This window comes from Sphingobacterium sp. IITKGP-BTPF85 (assembly GCF_001006065.1).
Lineage (GTDB): Bacteria > Bacteroidota > Bacteroidia > Sphingobacteriales > Sphingobacteriaceae > Sphingobacterium > Sphingobacterium anhuiense.
The window spans coordinates 1-17,767 of record NZ_ASZT02000110.1; the positions used below are offsets into that span (position 1 = coordinate 1).

Below are 17,767 nucleotides of genomic sequence, written 5' to 3' on the forward strand. Positions count from 1 at the left end.
CCCTATACTACTGTTATCGGAACCTTATTGGGTGCGCAAGAGCTCAATCTGATGAAACCTACGGCTTTACTCATTAACACAGCCCGCGGAGCATTGATCGATCATGAAGCACTTGTAAAGGCACTAAATACAAACAGCCTTGCAGGTTTTGCTGCCGATGTATTACCAGAGGAACCTCCAAAGCATCCGGACGCACTTGTCGATCATCGACACACACTCATTACTCCGCACTCCGGTAGCCTTACTGCTACGACCTATAGACACATGTGCGTCTATACCATCACCAATGTACTGGCTCTTTTACAGGACGAAAAACCAGAAAGTAGAAGTGTCAATAATTTGAGTGCCTTACAGAAGCAAGCTTAAGGGTATCGGCGATATAAAACAGGTTAAGTAGCATAACACTACTTAACCCTTAGTATCAAATAAGTTCGTAACATTACTTTTCTAATGGAAACTCCTGCAACAATTCCGCTGGAGCATAAAACGCCTTTTTGCTTTCTGAAGCTGCCCTGACTGCTTTTACTTTTTCTTTGGAAACTGAAGATGCTTTGTTCCCAAAGGAATTGCGTACATATGTTAATACCGCGGCCACTTCCTCATCACTGAGCATTCCTTCAAAGGGTGTCATCGGTACCTGACCCGGAAATTTTGTTCCATTGACTTCCATCGGCCCATGTAAACCTTTAAGTACTACTTTAATTAAACGATCTTGGCTACCTGTCACCCATTTCGTTCCATGAAGAGGTGGAAATCCTGACATCGGTAAACCATTGCCATCAGCTTGATGACAGGTGATACAAAATCCTTCTTTTGCAAAAAGGGCCTTACCTTTAATATACTGATCACGTTCTATTCCGGTAAGAGACGTTTTGACTTTATCTGGACTATCCTTCAATTCCTCCCTCCCAGTCAAATTAGCAACAGCCATTGTATAGGCAGGTTCGATCCAATCATCAACACCCTTTTAGCTATTGCCAGCATGATCGGCATGCCTTTCTCCCTTGGCATCCAAGATGCGGCAGTAAGCACCTCAAGACGTACACGGCCGTGCGGATCAGATGCGGCCTGCATCAGCAACTTTCCTGATCTTTTACCTGATGCCCAGTATAGCGCAATACCCTTACTGCTGCAGCCCGAGCATGATAATCATCCGATTTCAACACCTTCCTCAACAACTCTTGATCAACCTGATTCAAACCCCAGCTTACCCATAATGCTTCAACCAGCTGATGCGCATATTTCGGATTACTTTTATCCAATTTCGCTACCCAGTCTTTTAATTGTGGCAGTACTTCTGAGGATTTCCGCCCCCTGAGTTCAGCACGGGTACGATAACGGGTGCGGTATTCCGGTAATTTCAGATTATCAAGTAATTGAGAAATAGATGCTCCAGCAATTTGAGCCGGTTTTAAAAGTGGTCTTGACGGGTAAGTGATCCGATAAATACGTCCGTGTACATGATCGCGCAACGGATCACGGGCATTATGCTGCATATGCCCGATTAAGATATTGTGCCAATCCGCAATATATAAAGACCCATCCGGAGCAAATTCCAGATCAACAGGCCTAAAATTCTTGTCCGAACTCTGCAATAAGTCCTGTCGATGTGTACTTTTGTAACCTGTTCCATCATCATTCAACCGGTGTTCTTTCGTTCCTAAAAAGCCGATGGTATTGTTGATTAAGAAATCACCTTGTAGAGAATCGGGGAAATGGCGGCTTGAAACAAACTCAAGACCAGAAGTCGGTCGCACCCGATGTTCATCCTGTACCAGATTCCGGGATTTGGTCGTTGCTACACCATATTTAGGTTTTATAGTCACGGGCAGCATCCAGCTGACATCAGGTCCGGAGGTTTCAGCATAAAAATTTTGTCCCCATTCATCAAAAGCTATTCCCCAGGGGTTGGGTACATTAGCTGCGCCATCCGTTCCAAATAGCGACGTTGTGGACTATAACGGTAAAAACCACCATTCGTACCACGAACTGGCCCATAAGAAGTTTCTATATTAGAATGTAAAAATACTCCTTCTCCCATAATGATCGCTCCCGAAGGATCGACCGTAAAGGCATGAATATTATGATGGGTATCATGATCATCAAAACCACTCAATAAAATCTCTCTGACATCAGCCCGATCATCGCCATCCGTATCTTTTAAAAGCATAAAATTAGTTCCTTGAGACAGATAAACACCGTCAGCAGTAATTTCGAAGCCTACAGGAAGATGTAGTCCATCCGCAAAAACGGTCTGCTTATCTGCTTTACCATCCTGATCAGTATCTTCGAGTATAATCAACTTGTCATTAGGTTTCGAGTCTCCTGGTTTATAGTGAGGGTAACTAGGCATTGTAGCAACCCATAAACGACCTTTATTATCAAACGTAATTTGACAAGGATTAGCCAAATCTGGAAATTCCTTTTCTGAAGCAAAAAGATCAATCTTAAAACCTGGGGCAACTTTCAGGGTTGCTAAAGCATCATCACCGTACAGATAAGCCAAATTGCCATTCTTTCCAGGATCATAGTTTGTTTTTACTTCAGGTACCGGGGTTGTCTTTTTATCCGCTGCCGCCACATCCATTTTCTTTCCATGCGCAGCCAGCCAGATTGCCGTATCTCTGATCGCAGTCATTTCTCGGATTTTCTTAATTTCAGCAGGGTAATTATCAGGCCCAAATGGATCATATCTTCTACCATAAGCATGTACCCCATTCGGAATTTTAATATCGTTATGCCACATCCAATTTTTTCAAGAACAGCATGACGTATAAGATCACGGTTATCTTCATTTTTAACATCAGCCTTCCCAAAAATTAGGTCTGCCAACAAAGGCGCAAAACGCGCATATCCAGCATCTGTAAGCTGCGATCCATCTATTGTTAGGGGCTCTTTTGTCCAGAAATACCAGCGCTCTGTAGGGTTATACACATCGACAAAGTGTACGTTATTCTTCGCTGCGATCTCTTTCATTGCAGCAGCATATAAAGACAAATTCCGATTCTCTTGATTCCCGTCAGGGAGATCATACTGCTTAGAGAGGTTTTCAAAAGCAATCGGAGAAACTAATGCCAGTTTCACCGGAGATGTACCGTTATACTGTTGTTTAATTGTATGTTTAATAAAAGCATCCAGCTCCGACTTATAATTTTCCAAACCCTCAGCGCCTTCAAACGATTCGTTATAGCCGAAGAAAGCGATGATGATATCAGCTTTTAAACGAGCCAGCCATTGATCCTCAGTCTCAAAAAAACCTTCACTTCCTGAGGGTTGAGCAAGATCCGTTTGAAAATTTTCTGCTCCAGGAAAAGCCCAAGGCGATTTCCGGCTCGCATGAGGCCTAAAACCAGGCGTGTTGCCCCCATCGCACATGTTTCGGATATAGAGGTTTGAATCCGGATAACGTAACTGAAGCTCTGTTTCAAAATGCCCATAATTCATCATCCGAGATCCCAAATTATTGCCAATAAGAACAATATGCGCTCCTTTTTTTAAAGGTAAGGTTGGTTGCTTTGATCGTACTAGAAAAAGAATACCGCCAACTGCCACGGCAGCCACGATAATAAAAAGAACCCACGTTCTTTTCGTTACAATTTTCATCATTTTGTTATTTAGGTTATCGCTCAATATTCATTAAGCTTGGTTGCGTCTACGTTGCAATATAACAAATTATCAAGCAATTACATTTTTAAAACAATGCTATTTTATAAAAAACCCTTTTCAAAAAAACCTCCGAATAATATAAAAACACACGCTTAGGAGTACTACAAGCCAAAAAACACAGAAAATGTCGCAAATTATTCTTTTGTATCATTATTGAAACATACAGATATAGCGGGATAAAAATAAAAGAGACTATCATCCCAAATATTCTTTTTTTTCATAGAAAGCGTATCATGCAACAACCAAAATAGAACCAGGTTCTGCATTCCACAATGCTCTTTTATGATTTTGACTGACGACAATACGGAAAAGGCATTGCCACACTGTAATCTTGAGAAATCATTTTGCGCCATGGAGATAAAACAATGCGTTAGGGCACATTGACTTCCCATCCTTGCCAACTCTTATAGCAGTATGGCTTCTTGTATTCACGCTGCAGCTTAATCATTTTGCGCCATGGCGGATCAGCTATTCGCTACGGTCAATTGCTTCTTTACCATCGCCATAATAGATTGCTATGAGGCGATATATCTTTGTACTTCAGGTAGTTCATATTGTGATATGGTTTATTAACAATGCTGAATGGCCATTAACCATGGCTACGTAACATGCTTTAAAGGAAATAGTATTTCATTATTAAGAATAATTAATTACTTAGCATGTAAAACGGAAGTGTTATCTAGTCTCTTGTCGAGATCAAAAGAACTTCTCGCAGCCCACCTATCCAGCTAGGGGAAGTCTAATTTTTAATTGAATCTGTTAGAAATCATCTCGGGGATTCTATTTTCCTACTGTCGTAACGAAAAACCCATAGGACAACTTTGCATTTCGGTACGGCGAAATAAAATAAGTATAAGGATTTGTGCATAAGCCATACCGCGACAAGATAAACCACATGCGCTCCCTGTCCATGTTACGTAGAAAATTAAGTAAATCTTAGTCTACAACCAAAGAAACTATTTCGTGATTTTTATTTGGAAAAAGCACAATTATGAAGATCAACCTATCGAGCACCAACGATCTTTCTAAAATTTTTTTTAACAAGAAAGGCTGTCTCATTTTGGACTGCCCCCAAAATATTGGACAAATTTAGTTAATTAGATTTGTAATAATGAGCTCGATATTCTGTCGGGCTCATTCCATTTATATTTAGTTTTATCCGTTGATTATTGTAATAGGAGATATAATCTTCTATTTCGCTTTTTAACTTCTCTGTTGATTCGTATTGTTTTAGATAAAACAGTTCTGATTTTAAAATTCCGAAGAAATTTTCAATTACGGCATTATCAAGGCAATTTCCTTTTCTGGACATGCTTTGAGTGATTCCGTTTTCTTTGAGCCACTGTTGATATTTAGGCATTTGGTATTGCCAGCCTGATCTGAATGTAAAAGCAGTTGTGATGCCCCCCTTGCTTTGGGCAGTGCCTTTTTGAGCATATCCATTACCCCTTTAAAGACCGGCCTGTCAGTAATTTCATAACTTATAACTTCCTGATTGAACAGATCAATTATTGGGGAGAGATACAGCTTTTTTTCCTTGACTTTGAACTCAGTAATATCCGTGGCCCATTTTTGCAAAGGCCCCTCAGCCTGGAATTTCCTGTTGAGGATATTGGGGGCGATCTTGCCCGGTTCACCCCGGTATGACCTGTATTTCTTTATCCTGATCAGACTCTTCTAACCCATTTCCCTCATTAATCTAAGAATGGTCTTATGATTGATATCCACTCCATCCCGTTTGAGCTGCAGGGTAATGCGGCGATAGCCAAAGCGGCCCTTATGTACATGGTAAACTTTGTTGATTTGCGCTTTGACCTGTTCGTATTTATCTGCTTGTCCCTCCTTCTTGGAATGATAATAGAAAGTACTTCATGCCATCTTAACGCAACTCAGCAGGATATCAAGATCAAATTGATGCCTTAGCTCCATTATGGCTTTCGCTTGTTTTCGGCTTGAGCCAAGGCGCTGAGCTTTTTTAGCAGGGCATTTTCTGCACGTAAATACTCATTCTCCTGCAAAAGTTCCTCTTCACGCGTGAGCGCTTTATTCATTTTTCTAACTTTTCGCTTGATCTGCGGATTTGCTTTCTTTGTCATCAGGGGTCTTCCTTTTGGCCGTGCTCCAATCCTTCTGGACCGAACTTGTCCAGCCTTTTCTGCCATTCAATGATATGGGCATCCGAGGAAAGGTCAAAGCGTACACGGGCTTCTTTCAAAGATAAACTTTCTTCTCGGATTGCGGTAAGGACAGAAAGCTTAAAAGAAGCACTAAAGTGTCTTTTCCCTTTCCTGGGAAGTAGCCCCGATTCCCCCTGATACTTATATATTCTGTACCAGGTCTCAAACAAAGAATACGTAATCCCGAATTCTTCTCCCAAAGACTTTGCAGAACGATAATGCTCATCCATTTGTCTAACACAGCTCAACTTAAATTCAAAACTGTGCTTGTTTTTCTTATTCATAAAAATGCCCCCAGAAAGTGTCTAACTTTTTGGGGGCACTGCATTTATGATGAAACAGCCTTTCTTGACTCTCAGTAAATAATACTACCTATTCTCCTTACGCTGAATGAGCATCGAAGTATTTTCAAGCCATGGTGCTGAAAATTGGACAGAAACATTTCCTTGCCCAGGATTCAATTGAATGTAAGCAATCATTTTGCCATGATATACGCGATGTCTATTATCAGTATAGTCTGTCATATCACTGTTGTTTCCAGCCTCCAGTCCCAAAACTAGCGGCACCTACGATCCTGCAGGTAACCTCATCATCTGCCAGCACAACAGGTCTGTTGTTTTTGTCAACCACCTGCAGTTCCACTTGAATCACGTCGCCAGTTCTTGCCGAAACAGAAGATTCTGAGATGATCGCTAAGGCATGAGAACGTCCGGATGTTTCTAGAACTTGACGTACCAGCTCCTTTTGTTCCTTGTCAAATCCAATAACTTCCAATCTCCCTTCTGCATACGGGATATCCCAATAAACAATGCCCTGTTCTTCATTATACGATTTGATATCACCGACAACTTTACCATTTAGTTCTAATCTTGCAAAAGCGGTATTCGTATAGCAGACAACACGTATCAATTGACCTTCCCGATAGTTCCATATAGGCCAAGCATCCATCGATGGAGCTTCATTTTTACGTTGCCCCCTTTCAGCTTCGAGATCCGACCACACATCAGTTTTACCAACCTCACCTTTTAAGGCATAAGTTCCTAAGTAAGCCATTGGTTTTTCTGACCATAAGGCTTGACGAAAATATCCTCTCGGTTTAATTAATCCCGCAAAATCTAATAGGCCAGAATAAAAGCCTCTTGATGGCCAACGACCAGACTCGCCCAAATAATCAATTCCAGTCCATAGAAACTGGCCGAAAATATGATTATTCTCTTGAACAGCTTTCCAAGCAGCAAGATCATGTCTATTTTCACTACCAAATATGACTCGTTTAGGGTAGCGCTTATGATCTTCCTGATAACGGCTTTCTGTATAATTATATCCTGCAATATCTAACACTCCTGGATATTCCGTTTCATTAGACATCGCAACACCTGCTAGTCCAGCAGTAACGGGTCGACTGGTATCGTATTTTTTAACAACAGCAGCCAATCGCTTAGCAATATCTCCCAACCGCATGGCATCAGGAGCATCTTTTTTATAGCCTCCAAAAATAGGCTGTGTAAATCCATTCCCTTGACTTCCATCAAGAATAGGATGAGAATAAGGATCATTTGGATAGTCAACTTCATTGCCGATACTCCAAGCAAAAATAGAAATATGATTGCGATCTCTTTTCACCATATCTGCAAGATCGCGTTCACCCCAATCTGCAAAAAAATCGTATGCACCTTCAAATCCTGCTGTTCCCACATTCCAACCAGCTATCCATTTACGCTTTGGATATTCCCATTCATCATAGGCTTCATTCATCACCAAAAGGCCCAATTCATCACAGAGATCATACAATGAAGTTGCTTGTGGATTATGACTGGTTCGGATTGCATTGACACCCAGCGACTTAAAGTCAGCAATCTACGGCGCCATACTTCGGGGTAAAATTCAGCTCCCAATACACCCGCATCATGATGAATACATACCCCCTTTACTTTTGTCCATTTTCCATTTAAAGCAAAACCCTGATCAGGATCGAAAGCCAAGGTCCGAAAACCCGTTTTCACCTCCGAACGATCGATCTCTTTGCCATGGTGCAGCACCACTGTTTTTAACTTATAACGATTCGCTTGCTCCAAGCTCCATAATTTCGGATTCTTAACCGTTATCTTCACGGGTACTGATATGCGGCCATTGGGAGAAATTGTTGTTTTTTAACAATTTTGCCGACAGTGTTCCCGGATTCATCAATCAATTCTTGTACTAATTCAACCGCTGTAGCCGCACTTGTTTCATTCACAAGTGCTACCTCTACGTGTAAGTTTCCTTGATTTCCTTTCACTGCTGGGTAGGCATATACACCCCATTGTTCTAAATGTACAGGGTTAGCCTTTACAATCCAAACATCGCGATAGATGCCAGATCCAGTATACCATCTCGAATCGGCACTATGACTGTGATCGACCTTTACCGCAATTGTATTTTCTTTGCCGTATTCGACTAAAGAAGATACATCGTATGAAAACGAGATATAGCCATAAGGGCGTTTACCAACAGATTTTCCATTAACAAATACCTCACTCCGGTTATATACCCCCTCAAAATAGAGGTATAACTTTTTACCTTGATCTGCGATAGGAATGATCATTTTTTTGATACCAGCCGATTCCTCCTGGTAAGTAACCTGTAGCACTGGCCAAATTTGGACTTAGTGGATATTTCACGCTCCAATCATAAGGCAGTTGAACCGACCGCCAAGCCGAAGAAGACAGCGTATTTATCTTGGTTATATCCAAATCTCCAAGATGAAACTGCCAGTCTCCATTTATTTTCTCGCTACTTCCAAATCCCAGTTGCGCAAATAAAGATCTTGATCCAAACAAAAAGATCGGGATAAGCAAGATGATATGTTTTACTATTCGAAGCATCTTTAAGCAAATTAAAAGGTTATGTATTTATTGTCCTACTATGATAAATCCACCATCAGGCTGAAGTGTCACCTTTAATTGTTTACCTTTTGGCGCAGGCAACACGTTATGCTGTGGTGACCGATCCTTATTATCTTGGTGCAATTCCCACTTTTCGCCCGAAAGCATTGGTAAATGAAGAGTTAATTCTTTTACTTTTTTCTCTGCATTGATACCGGCTATGTACCAACGGTCACCATTCCTCCGCGCTAAAACGACATATTTGCCGGGATAGCCATCAATCAAAACAGTCTCATCCCAGATCGTGGTACCTGTTTCATAAAATCAATAACATGTGCGGGCATCTCGGTTAGATTGTTGGGTGTGATTCCGAAATTTTGTACAGGGGTCTGAAATAGCACGGCAGTAGCCAATTGAAATGTCTCTGTCGTCTTCCGTATCATTCCTCCATTGTTCTCCCGATTATGTCTTTTATTAAGAAGAACGGGACCGAAATCCATTGAGCCTACAGTATTGCGAATAAACGGATGTAAACTCGCATTAAAAGCTTCGGTATCATTAGCATGTTGTGTGAAAATCAAATTTTCAGAAGCGAGTACAGCCTCACTCCCCACAAAATTAGGATACATACGTTCCCAGCCTCGTGGTAACGTGCATCCGTGGAAAATAACGGATAAACCATGATCATTCGCATCGGATAGAATATCTTCATAAAGCTTCATAGTCTCCTGCTTGTCACCGCCAAAAAAATCAACTTTTAGACCCTTAATACCAACACTTTGCATCCAAGCCATCTCCTTTTTTCGAGCGACAGCTGTATTCATCATATTTTTAGGTGTTTGTGGTGCATCATTCCAAAAACCATTGGAATTGTACCACAAACAAATTCCGACACCTTTATCTTTTCCATAGTCAATCAAGGCTTCAATTTTATCGCGTCCGATTTTGCTATCCCACCAATTATCGACCAAAACAAATTCATAACCCATCGTAGCAGAGATATCTACAAATTTCTTCTGATCTTCAAAATTAATACTGCCATCCTGCCACTCCAGCCAGCTCCAAGTTGAACGTCCAAACCTATACTCTTTTGAAGCTTTGTACATGGGTTCAACCACATCAAACGCGATGGTGGTTTCTGCAATAGGTTTTAGCGTACTTCCGACAGTCAGTGTACGCCACGGTGTATTGCCTGGTAATGCAATTGCAGGATTAGCGCTCCCTATGCCATTATTTTCTCCGATCTCCGGAAATGCAATCTTATATTGACCATCTTTTGTTCCTTCACTCAACTTAGATCCACAGTACAGTGCTCCTACACCTGTTTCAGAAACAAGTACCCAACCGCGATCTCCGACGTGAAATAATGCCGGAAAGCTGAAACCATAGCCATACTTGGAAGGAGCACCCAATTGCTCATCTGCCACATACTCCTCTTCATAACTTGGCTTCGTCTTCATCCAGCCAGACATGGGTGGTGCTTGAGCAGTTAGAAAAGTTGTTGTTACATTCGGGAATTTAAAAGAGCTCAATTCCTCTTCGATATATAAATTAGCTGCTTCACCTACCTGTGGCACGTGATAACGAAAAGCAATATCATGATTACTTACCCTAAATATGACATGTAAAGCTTGTTTATTTCCATTTTCTAATTTGCAAATCAACTCATTTGCCTGATAATGTACCTGTCTACGTTTTATCTTCTGTTCCTCATACTGCTCATCAATTTTATTATACTGCTGATCCACCAGTTTTAAATTGCTCGATAGATCAACCTGACGACCTTTTAATCCAAGTGCAGATTTTTCAAGCATTGCCTTTCCATCCAACTGAACATCATAGTAGAGATGACCATTTTCTAAAGACAAATTGACTACTAATCGTTTATCGGGTCCAGAAACAGTCACATTTTGTGCAAAACTCAACAGTGAGCTCAAGCTGAGAAAAGTGACAATAAGTAAGCATTTCATTATAGTGTAAGTTTTTTGTGTAAAAATTATTAAGAACGTAAATCCAACTAGTGTGTAGGAATTACCTTTTTAATGGTTCCATCAGCTCCAAATGATAATTTATCCATGCATACTTCACGGTTGTAACCTGCTGCATCTCCCATGTGTATACCGTCAGGGTAATTAAATCGGTGATATACAATATACCATTCATCAGTACCCGGTATTTGAAGTACGGAGTTGTGGCCAGTACCATAAATTCCTTTAGACGGATCCTTTTCAAGCACAATATTGTTTTCAGGAAGATGGATCTCTCCTACAGGAGAAGAAGATGTTCCATAACGTACCCGATAGTTTTCACTGCGGGTATCATCTTCAGACCATAAAAAATAATACGTGCCATTTCTATAGATCACATAGACACCCTCACGAAATGTACCATCAATCTTTAATGTCTTTGTCGTATTTTGTTTGATGGATACCATATCCTTATTCAGTTCCGCAACAGCGAGGTAACCATTGCCCCAATACAAGTAGCTTTTCCCCGATTTCGGATCATTAAAAACAGCAGGATCTATTTCTTGTCCCTTATTAATTCCTGCTGGTTTAAAATCGATCAATGGTTTTCCCGAATCTTTGAAAGGTCCAGTAGGTAGATCAGCAACAGCAACGCCTATTTTTTGCGCTGCTGTGAAATAATAGTAATATTTATAATCCCCTTTTATTTTTTCTCCGCTATCGTTGGAGCCCAGGCATTGCGCGGGCCCCAAGGCACATCTTTTTCAAATCCAGAATAACACCCTCATCTTTCCATTCTTTGAGATCAACGGAAGAAAAAGTCTTAAAATAAGAACCACCCCAACCGTCAAATCCATCACTAGTTGGTAGATATAATATTTCTTTGTTTTATTTGAATATAACACATCTGGATCGGCATAGAAACCATCCAATATCGGATTTTTTCTAGTTACCAATTTGATGTCTGCCGGTGTTCCCCAACGCTCAGTAACGGCTTTAAATTCACTTCTGGATAATGGAATGATTGAACCATGTCTCGGATGAAAATCCATACTAACCTCATGATCGATTACTTTAAAGCGATCCAGATCAACCGATTCACAAAACTGGTACTTGCCCTTCCCATATACATCGTACATTAAAATATAACGATCAGACTGATTAAGTTTAAACACACTTGATCCTTCCACAGCATCTCTAGTCTGTTGTTTATAGCCCGGTTGTTCGATCCATTTGCTCGAAGTAAGCGAATCTGTTATAGCCAATTTAATACCGTTACCATGCCCTTCTGTTTTATAAAACATATAGAAAAGTCCGTTTTTATTGATGATATCTCCATCGATACAAGATTTACCATTTTTAGGCATAAACAACACCTTTGGTTCTGTTTCCAAATCGGTAAACTCACGATTAGCATAAGCATAATAAATGATATCAGGACCGTCGCCATGCTTCATCGACCAGTAAACCATATATTTACCAACAGCAGGATCATAGATCGTCTGTGGAGCCCAAACGCGCTTCAAACTTTCATTACCTTTAAACCGATCTTGGATGTTAATTACACTATGTTTCCAATGAATAAGGTCGTCCGATTTTAATAATATCATAGCACGATTAGAATCCCAGCCTTTCGATGAGGTCATATCCGTCAATACCATGTAAAAAGACTTACCATCCTCCCCTCTTAAGATATGCGGATCGCGCACTCCACCAGTTGTACTGATAAGCTTTGAGTCCAGCACAGGTTGATTGTTATTGAGGGCGCGATAAGTATAGCCATCCGTACTAACCGCAAAACAAACCGATTCATCAGCTACTGCATTGCCTTTGAAATAAGCAAATAAATAGCCCACAAAGTCTTTTTCCGTAGGACCAGATTTATATTCCTGTCCGATGGCTGGCCCCATCATACTAACTGTAAAAAAAGTGATTAAGATGCTGGCCAATTGCCATTTTCTTTTGTTCATGTAAGATTTAAGTTATAGAGTAAATAAAATTAGGTTGAGCATGCATTTCACGAATTTACAAATAGAACAACATACTTTAATTAAGCATGATCTTTTGTACCGGAGTATAAATATACTCTCCAGCAGATGAAGATTTCACCCCGATACGCACAAAGATATATGCCTGCCCTTTGAATTTATCAGACAATTGTCTCGTGATGCGCGTTTCAGTACCGAATAAGACTTGTGGAAGATCAACATTAATATCTTGATCAGAAAGAACATGATCGGTCAAAATAGATTTACTCAAGAAAAGTTTCACTTGATCGAGTTTAGCCGATTCGGTCGTTTTTTTAACCGTGAAGGTTGCCGCTATTTGATTATTGGCAACCTGAAACTTCATTTCCAATGACGAAATAAGGCGTTACCGGCACATCAAGCACCGTATTTCCATTCACGTTTACGAGAATTGTATCAGTCGATTGCTGTAGCCAAGGCGCATTTCCTTTTCGAACCAATTTATATTTGCCCCGAAACAGATTTGCAGAAAATTCTCCTGCTTGATTAATAAATACAGGGATAGCTGATTTTAAGGGATAACCGTCCTGCCATAGCTCCAGTTCAGTACTGTTATTTCTTACACCAACCGCCTTGCCCTCAAAGACCACTTTGCCAGATAAAAATTCTTTAGGAGCTTCAAAATTATCATATTCACAACCAACAGCCAAAAAACCTAGTGTAGCGGTTAGTAGAGTTAAAATATTCTTTTTCATAATTCAATAAATTAATGCAACGGATTTCTAACAATTTTTGGATTATTGTCCAATACCTTTTGCTCAATAGCAGAATAATAATTTGCTAAACGAAAGAATCGTGCTCTACGGAAACGACTAGGTTTGACACGTGCATAGATAAACTTCCCATGATCTGCATGGCCTAGACGCACTACACGGTATCCATATAAGCCCCGTACCACAGCATTAGGATCATTTTCAGCGCCATTCCAAATGATATGCGCCAAACGCCATCTTTTTAAATCAAAAAACCGGTGATCTTCAAAAGCCAATTCTACCCGGCGCTCATTACGGATGATCTCCATCGTCAATGTGCTGATGCTGTTTGCTGGAAATCCAGCACGTTCACGTAAGGTATTGATATATTGCGTGGCCTCGCTAACCTGACCAAGTTCAAAACTTGCTTCCGCGGCGTTCAAATAAATTTCACCTAAACGGAACCAAGGCCACCAATTTGCAGCCGAAGTACCTCTAGCACTAGCAGCAGGTGCATCACTAACAAATTTGCGGATGTAAAATCCTGTATTACTCACATCCTGTGCATCATCTTTGGGGCCATCAAAACCAGTCCACAATCCACCTGCATTTGCTGTCCCAAGTTCATCGCCCAATTGCTTCCCTAATTCTGGCGCGGTGACAAGTTGGTACGCCCCATTTTGCCAAGTAGCAACTCCTGCCTGTATGCTAACTGCTGTATTTCGGAAGGAACTTCCTGGGTAAATGACGGTACCATATAATCGTGCATCCTTATTTTTGAAAATATCATCAATATGTGCATAAGCAATATAGTTTCCATTCGCATCACGATCCTGTAATGTTCCTTTTCGACCATCTAAATAATCGAAACTTTCCACTAAGCTAAGCGAAGGCGAGATTCCAGAGGTGGCTTCATTATCCTCCGTTAAACTTTTGACAATATTTTCATGCGCAAATCGATGAACTTTAAGACCCACAGCAAAATCCTTTGCAAAAATCACTTCAGATCCAGTCTTTTTGTTTAACATTTCGTAAAAATTAACGCCTTTGTCAGGGTTCTCTTTAAACAAGGTAAAAGGACCGCTCATAAGTTCTTTAGAAGCGGCCAATGATTTACGATAATAATCGCTGGCCATAGCCGCAGGTATACCGACTTCATTGCCTGCTGTTACTACAGGTTCAGCCATCAGCCCATTATATTTGGCTAAGGATGCTGCATATAACATGGCTCTACTCTGTACAGCTAGAACAGTATATTTATTGGCTCTGGTTTTACTAGTCGCATTATTTCCGAGATCTTCTTTAATCGCTTCCATCTCTTGGTAAATAAATCGTAAACCTCATGCTCCTTTGCTCGGGGCAACTGAAGCGGTGTTGGATCACCACTGAAGTCATAGATCATCTGTTTTGTCACGATAGGAACTCCACCCATACGTTTTACCATTTCAAAATAAACAAGCGCGCGGACAAAGCGCATTTCAGCTATATATTGTTTTTTTGTTGTTTCCGTTAGTTGGAGACCCAAAGTTTCTATATTTTCTAGCGAAAGGTTGATATCTCGAATCAATCCATAATCCCAATAGCGTCCATAATCATCCCCAAATTGAAAATCATTGCGTCCATTCTGATCACGGTGCCCAGACCACATGGCATCGTCCAGCTCAGTCATCCCTCCGCTGTTGAAAACACCATGTAACGTCGGTAAACGGTTATAATAGTTTGCCATCAACGAAGTCAGCAATTTTGGATCGTTCCAAAGTTGATCGTCAGTAATTAATGTTTTTGAATCTCGATCTAACCAATTGTCGTGTTTACAACCTCCAAATCCAAGGCAGACAAACAGCGCTAAACAAGTATATAATTTTTTCATTGTTGATTTTCTTTAAAATGTTAAATTGAACCCAACCATAAATACGCGCTGCTGCGGATATACCACTGCTGCCGCAGCTTCAATCTCTGGATCGATCTGAAATTTCTTCACGTTGTCAAAGGAAAATAGATTAGAACCATTGACATACACTCGGATTTTCTCAGCTTTAATTTTTTTGATGAGATCATTAGAAAAATTATAGCCAAGCTCAAGATTTCTGATTCTTAAATAACGAACATTTGTTAACCAAAAATCACTATTTCTATGGTTAGGTCCAGAATTACCATTACGCAGTGCAGGATAATATCCTGATACCCATTCACTATTTGCATCATAAGGATCAGTACGGTGCCATCTATCTTCTAAGAGATATGCTGGTGAATTTCCGCCACCATGGAATGCATTACGCAATTCGTAATCTTGAAACCATGATTGCATCGCTCCTCCGGAGAAATCAGCATTCAGATCAATACCTTTCCAATTTAGTCCTATTCGTCCTCCAAATGAAATAATCGGAGCCCACCCAGTTTGATAACCGATTGGACGTTCATCCAGATTATTAATCACACCATCACCATTAACATCCTTGTAGATAAAATCTCCAGGTAGTTGGTTCCGGTTATTTGAACCATCATTGTTGATTGGATGATTACGAATCTCCTCTTCCGATTGGAAGCGGCCGACAACTTGGTAGCCCCACCATACACCGCCCCAACGATCTTCGTTTGAATTCCGGTATTCATTCCATGAATTGCTGAAGCGCGGTTTATAAGATTCGATATTCTTAAAACGAGAATAGGTAACATTTCCACTCACCACATAATTCAATTCACCGATTTTATCCGTATAAGTGATCATACCTTCAGCACCATAGTATCCATTTTGCCCAGATTCTCATTAGGTAACACATATCCGATCTCATCAGGTAATAACACATCATAACGTTTACCCGGAAATCCAGTACGGATAATCTGGAAAGCATCAGCTGTCAGCGTCAATTTATTACCAAATAAACCTGCATCCAGCCCGATGTTGTAAGTGGTATTCTTCACCCATGATAGATTTCTGATAGGAACACCACGTGGTTGCACACCTGTCACATAATTACCATCAAGAATCGCATCTCCTTGAGACCAATTGTAGCCTGCTAGATAGCCGTGCATATTGACGCCATTTTCCAAACCTGTTTGTCCTGCAGATGCCCGAATTTTGAAGTCTGTGACAACACTTTTCAAGGGTTCAAAAAAGTTTTCATCCGATACTCGCCATGCGACAGATGCTCCCGGAAAAAATCCCCAACGGCGATCCTTATAATATAAGTATGAACCATCGTATCGACCTAATAACTCAACTAAATACTTACCCTTGTAATTATAGTTTAATCGACCTATGTAACCTGCACGAGCTTCATAAGACCAATCATCTCCAAGGTCATTAACTTCAGCGAGTCGCATTATCGGGATGTAATTGTTCGTTGGATTTGCTCCTAATGAGCGGATCGTACGTACCCAATCCGAACGTTCATATCCTAATGTACCTGAAAGGGCATGATGACCGATATTTTTATTGTAATCAATTAGGAATTGCGCCGAGCGCGAAACAATATCCCGATTGGTATCATAACGCCATCCAGAACGTGTGCCTCCTGTAGCTTTATATTCATCGTTTTCAAAGCGATATACATCATAAGTATACTGGAAACCATCAAATTTATTATTGGTATAGTTGTACGACACAGTTCCTTTAGCAGAAAGACCAAATTTTGTTTTATAGGAGCAAATAGGTTTACATTACCTGCCAAATATTTATTGTCCTTGTAGCCCGCAATATCACGATCAAAAACTGCTGGATTATAAGCAAAGTCGTTAGTATGATTCGGATATTTAGGGTTATCATTAGCGTAAGGTGCTACAGTAGGCCTGTTTTTGAACATCGCCAAAATAGATGAAAAATAGCCATCTCCTCCTGGCAGACCCACATCTTGTGTTCCTTCATGCCTTCCTGAAATCTGTGTACCTATTGTCAACCCTTCCAAAACAGTCGCTTCCATATTGGCTTGCAAATTGGTGCGCTTGTAATTAAAGTCTTTGATCATCGCATCCTGTGTCAGGTGTCCAACTGAAAGAAAATAATTAGACTTATCACTCCCTCCTGTCATATTCGCATTAATGTAGCGCTGTGGTATATTCTTACGAATAATCATATCGTAATAATCGTAACTTTTGTAGCCTGGCTCTGTCCCCATTTGCCATTTTTCAAGTTCTTGGGGTGTATATACCGCATTTGGATCTTTGTTTTCATTTTGAGCCGCCTCCACAAGACCTCGGGTATATTGCGCTGCATTGGCTAATTCAGGAAAACGAGTTAGATTTTGCCAGCCTTGATAGCCATTGATATTTACTTTTGCAGTTCCGCCCTTATTTCCTTTTTTCTGCGTGATCAAAACAACACCACCCGCTGCTCTAAATCCATAAATTGCAGCAGCAGCATCCTTCAAGATCGAT

The 17,767-nt window shown here is 40.6% G+C and carries 19 protein-coding genes and 2 pseudogenes; 1 reads left to right on the plus strand and 20 read right to left on the minus strand.

Annotation, left to right across the window (positions count from 1 at the left end):
• The coding region (locus tag L950_RS18200; protein WP_021189558.1) for an NAD(P)-dependent oxidoreductase at positions 1–366 on the plus strand (366 nt) is incomplete at its 5' end.
• A 73-nt stretch (positions 367–439) separates the two neighbouring features.
• On the opposite strand, the gene L950_RS30600 is transcribed toward L950_RS18200, so the two are convergent.
• The 20 genes and pseudogenes from L950_RS30600 to L950_RS33890 all read right to left on the minus strand — a co-directional run.
• Positions 440–931, minus strand: a complete 492-nt coding sequence (locus tag L950_RS30600) for a c-type cytochrome (protein ID WP_197086528.1) — start codon at positions 929–931, stop codon at positions 440–442.
• Between the two features lie 142 nt (positions 932–1,073).
• A complete protein-coding gene (locus L950_RS30605; protein WP_197086529.1) occupies positions 1,074–1,835 on the minus strand; it encodes a hypothetical protein in 762 nt (253 codons plus the stop codon).
• Positions 1,836–1,894: 59 nt separating this feature from the next.
• Complete coding sequence (locus L950_RS30610) at positions 1,895–2,638, minus strand: PVC-type heme-binding CxxCH protein (protein WP_197086530.1); 744 nt, start codon at positions 2,636–2,638, stop codon at positions 1,895–1,897.
• Complete coding sequence (locus tag L950_RS30615; RefSeq protein ID WP_197086531.1) at positions 2,635–3,606, minus strand: SGNH/GDSL hydrolase family protein; 972 nt, start codon at positions 3,604–3,606, stop codon at positions 2,635–2,637. The genes L950_RS30610 and L950_RS30615 overlap by 4 nt, the downstream gene beginning before the upstream one ends.
• A gap of 1,153 nt (positions 3,607–4,759) precedes the next feature.
• Positions 4,760–6,127: pseudogene (locus L950_RS37445) on the minus strand (IS3 family transposase).
• A gap of 84 nt (positions 6,128–6,211) precedes the next feature.
• Complete coding sequence (locus tag L950_RS30620) at positions 6,212–6,367, minus strand: hypothetical protein (RefSeq protein WP_021189562.1); 156 nt, start codon at positions 6,365–6,367, stop codon at positions 6,212–6,214.
• Between the two features lies 1 nt (position 6,368).
• Positions 6,369–7,634 (minus strand): DUF4982 domain-containing protein, encoded by a 1,266-nt coding sequence (locus tag L950_RS30625; RefSeq protein ID WP_231577414.1) that lies wholly within the window; start codon positions 7,632–7,634, stop codon positions 6,369–6,371.
• Entirely contained in the window at positions 7,598–7,954 is a 357-nt protein-coding gene (locus L950_RS30630) for a hypothetical protein (RefSeq protein WP_021189564.1), read from the minus strand. Before L950_RS30630 ends, L950_RS30625 begins: the two co-directional genes overlap by 37 nt.
• Complete coding sequence (locus tag L950_RS30635) at positions 7,951–8,427, minus strand: sugar-binding domain-containing protein (RefSeq protein WP_021189565.1); 477 nt, start codon at positions 8,425–8,427, stop codon at positions 7,951–7,953. Before L950_RS30635 ends, L950_RS30630 begins: the two co-directional genes overlap by 4 nt.
• Positions 8,399–8,707, minus strand: a complete 309-nt coding sequence (locus L950_RS30640; protein WP_021189566.1) for a hypothetical protein — start codon at positions 8,705–8,707, stop codon at positions 8,399–8,401. The genes L950_RS30635 and L950_RS30640 overlap by 29 nt, the downstream gene beginning before the upstream one ends.
• Before the next feature lie 27 nt (positions 8,708–8,734).
• Positions 8,735–8,992, minus strand: coding sequence for a glycoside hydrolase family 97 C-terminal domain-containing protein (locus L950_RS30645; RefSeq protein ID WP_021189567.1), 258 nt, complete (start codon positions 8,990–8,992; stop codon positions 8,735–8,737).
• On the minus strand, positions 8,989–10,677 hold the full coding sequence (locus tag L950_RS18235) for a glycoside hydrolase family 97 catalytic domain-containing protein (RefSeq protein WP_197086534.1): 1,689 nt from the start codon (positions 10,675–10,677) through the stop codon (positions 8,989–8,991). The genes L950_RS30645 and L950_RS18235 overlap by 4 nt, the downstream gene beginning before the upstream one ends.
• A gap of 47 nt (positions 10,678–10,724) precedes the next feature.
• Positions 10,725–11,426 carry a family 43 glycosylhydrolase gene (locus tag L950_RS33880; RefSeq protein ID WP_231577415.1) on the minus strand — a complete coding sequence of 234 codons (702 nt, stop codon included), beginning with the start codon at positions 11,424–11,426 and terminating at the stop codon, positions 10,725–10,727.
• A 12-nt stretch (positions 11,427–11,438) separates the two neighbouring features.
• Positions 11,439–12,644, minus strand: a complete 1,206-nt coding sequence (locus tag L950_RS33885) for a glycoside hydrolase family 43 protein (protein ID WP_231577416.1) — start codon at positions 12,642–12,644, stop codon at positions 11,439–11,441.
• Positions 12,645–12,720: 76 nt separating this feature from the next.
• Positions 12,721–13,026 carry a DUF3823 domain-containing protein gene (locus L950_RS26960; protein ID WP_052764461.1) on the minus strand — a complete coding sequence of 102 codons (306 nt, stop codon included), beginning with the start codon at positions 13,024–13,026 and terminating at the stop codon, positions 12,721–12,723.
• Complete coding sequence (locus tag L950_RS26965; protein ID WP_052764462.1) at positions 13,004–13,396, minus strand: DUF3823 domain-containing protein; 393 nt, start codon at positions 13,394–13,396, stop codon at positions 13,004–13,006. Before L950_RS26965 ends, L950_RS26960 begins: the two co-directional genes overlap by 23 nt.
• An 11-nt stretch (positions 13,397–13,407) precedes the next feature.
• The gene (locus L950_RS18250; RefSeq protein ID WP_197086535.1) at positions 13,408–14,709 is read right to left on the minus strand and encodes a RagB/SusD family nutrient uptake outer membrane protein; all 1,302 of its coding nucleotides are present in this window, start codon (positions 14,707–14,709) and stop codon (positions 13,408–13,410) included.
• Complete coding sequence (locus tag L950_RS30650; protein ID WP_197086536.1) at positions 14,637–15,263, minus strand: RagB/SusD family nutrient uptake outer membrane protein; 627 nt, start codon at positions 15,261–15,263, stop codon at positions 14,637–14,639. The genes L950_RS18250 and L950_RS30650 overlap by 73 nt, the downstream gene beginning before the upstream one ends.
• A 12-nt stretch (positions 15,264–15,275) precedes the next feature.
• On the minus strand, positions 15,276–16,121 hold the full coding sequence (locus tag L950_RS26970) for a hypothetical protein (protein ID WP_052764463.1): 846 nt from the start codon (positions 16,119–16,121) through the stop codon (positions 15,276–15,278).
• Positions 16,122–16,839: 718 nt separating this feature from the next.
• A pseudogene (locus L950_RS33890) lies at positions 16,840–17,767 on the minus strand (hypothetical protein); the annotation flags it as partial.

Coding starts and splice junctions, on each gene's coding strand:
- L950_RS30600 (WP_197086528.1), bottom strand. CDS start 931: ATGGCTGTTGCTAATTTGACTGGGAGGGAGGAATTGAAGGATAGTCCA.
- L950_RS30605 (WP_197086529.1), bottom strand. CDS start 1,835: ATGCTGCCCGTGACTATAAAACCTAAATATGGTGTAGCAACGACCAAA.
- L950_RS30610 (WP_197086530.1), bottom strand. CDS start 2,638: ATGACTGCGATCAGAGATACGGCAATCTGGCTGGCTGCGCATGGAAAG.
- L950_RS30615 (WP_197086531.1), bottom strand. CDS start 3,606: ATGATGAAAATTGTAACGAAAAGAACGTGGGTTCTTTTTATTATCGTG.
- L950_RS30620 (WP_021189562.1), bottom strand. CDS start 6,367: ATGACAGACTATACTGATAATAGACATCGCGTATATCATGGCAAAATG.
- L950_RS30635 (WP_021189565.1), bottom strand. CDS start 8,427: ATGATCATTCCTATCGCAGATCAAGGTAAAAAGTTATACCTCTATTTT.
- L950_RS30640 (WP_021189566.1), bottom strand. CDS start 8,707: ATGCTTCGAATAGTAAAACATATCATCTTGCTTATCCCGATCTTTTTG.
- L950_RS18235 (WP_197086534.1), bottom strand. CDS start 10,677: ATGAAATGCTTACTTATTGTCACTTTTCTCAGCTTGAGCTCACTGTTG.
- L950_RS33885 (WP_231577416.1), bottom strand. CDS start 12,644: ATGAACAAAAGAAAATGGCAATTGGCCAGCATCTTAATCACTTTTTTT.
- L950_RS26960 (WP_052764461.1), bottom strand. CDS start 13,026: ATGAAGTTTCAGGTTGCCAATAATCAAATAGCGGCAACCTTCACGGTT.
- L950_RS26965 (WP_052764462.1), bottom strand. CDS start 13,396: ATGAAAAAGAATATTTTAACTCTACTAACCGCTACACTAGGTTTTTTG.
- L950_RS18250 (WP_197086535.1), bottom strand. CDS start 14,709: ATGGAAGCGATTAAAGAAGATCTCGGAAATAATGCGACTAGTAAAACC.
- L950_RS30650 (WP_197086536.1), bottom strand. CDS start 15,263: ATGAAAAAATTATATACTTGTTTAGCGCTGTTTGTCTGCCTTGGATTT.
- L950_RS26970 (WP_052764463.1), bottom strand. CDS start 16,121: ATGATCACTTATACGGATAAAATCGGTGAATTGAATTATGTGGTGAGT.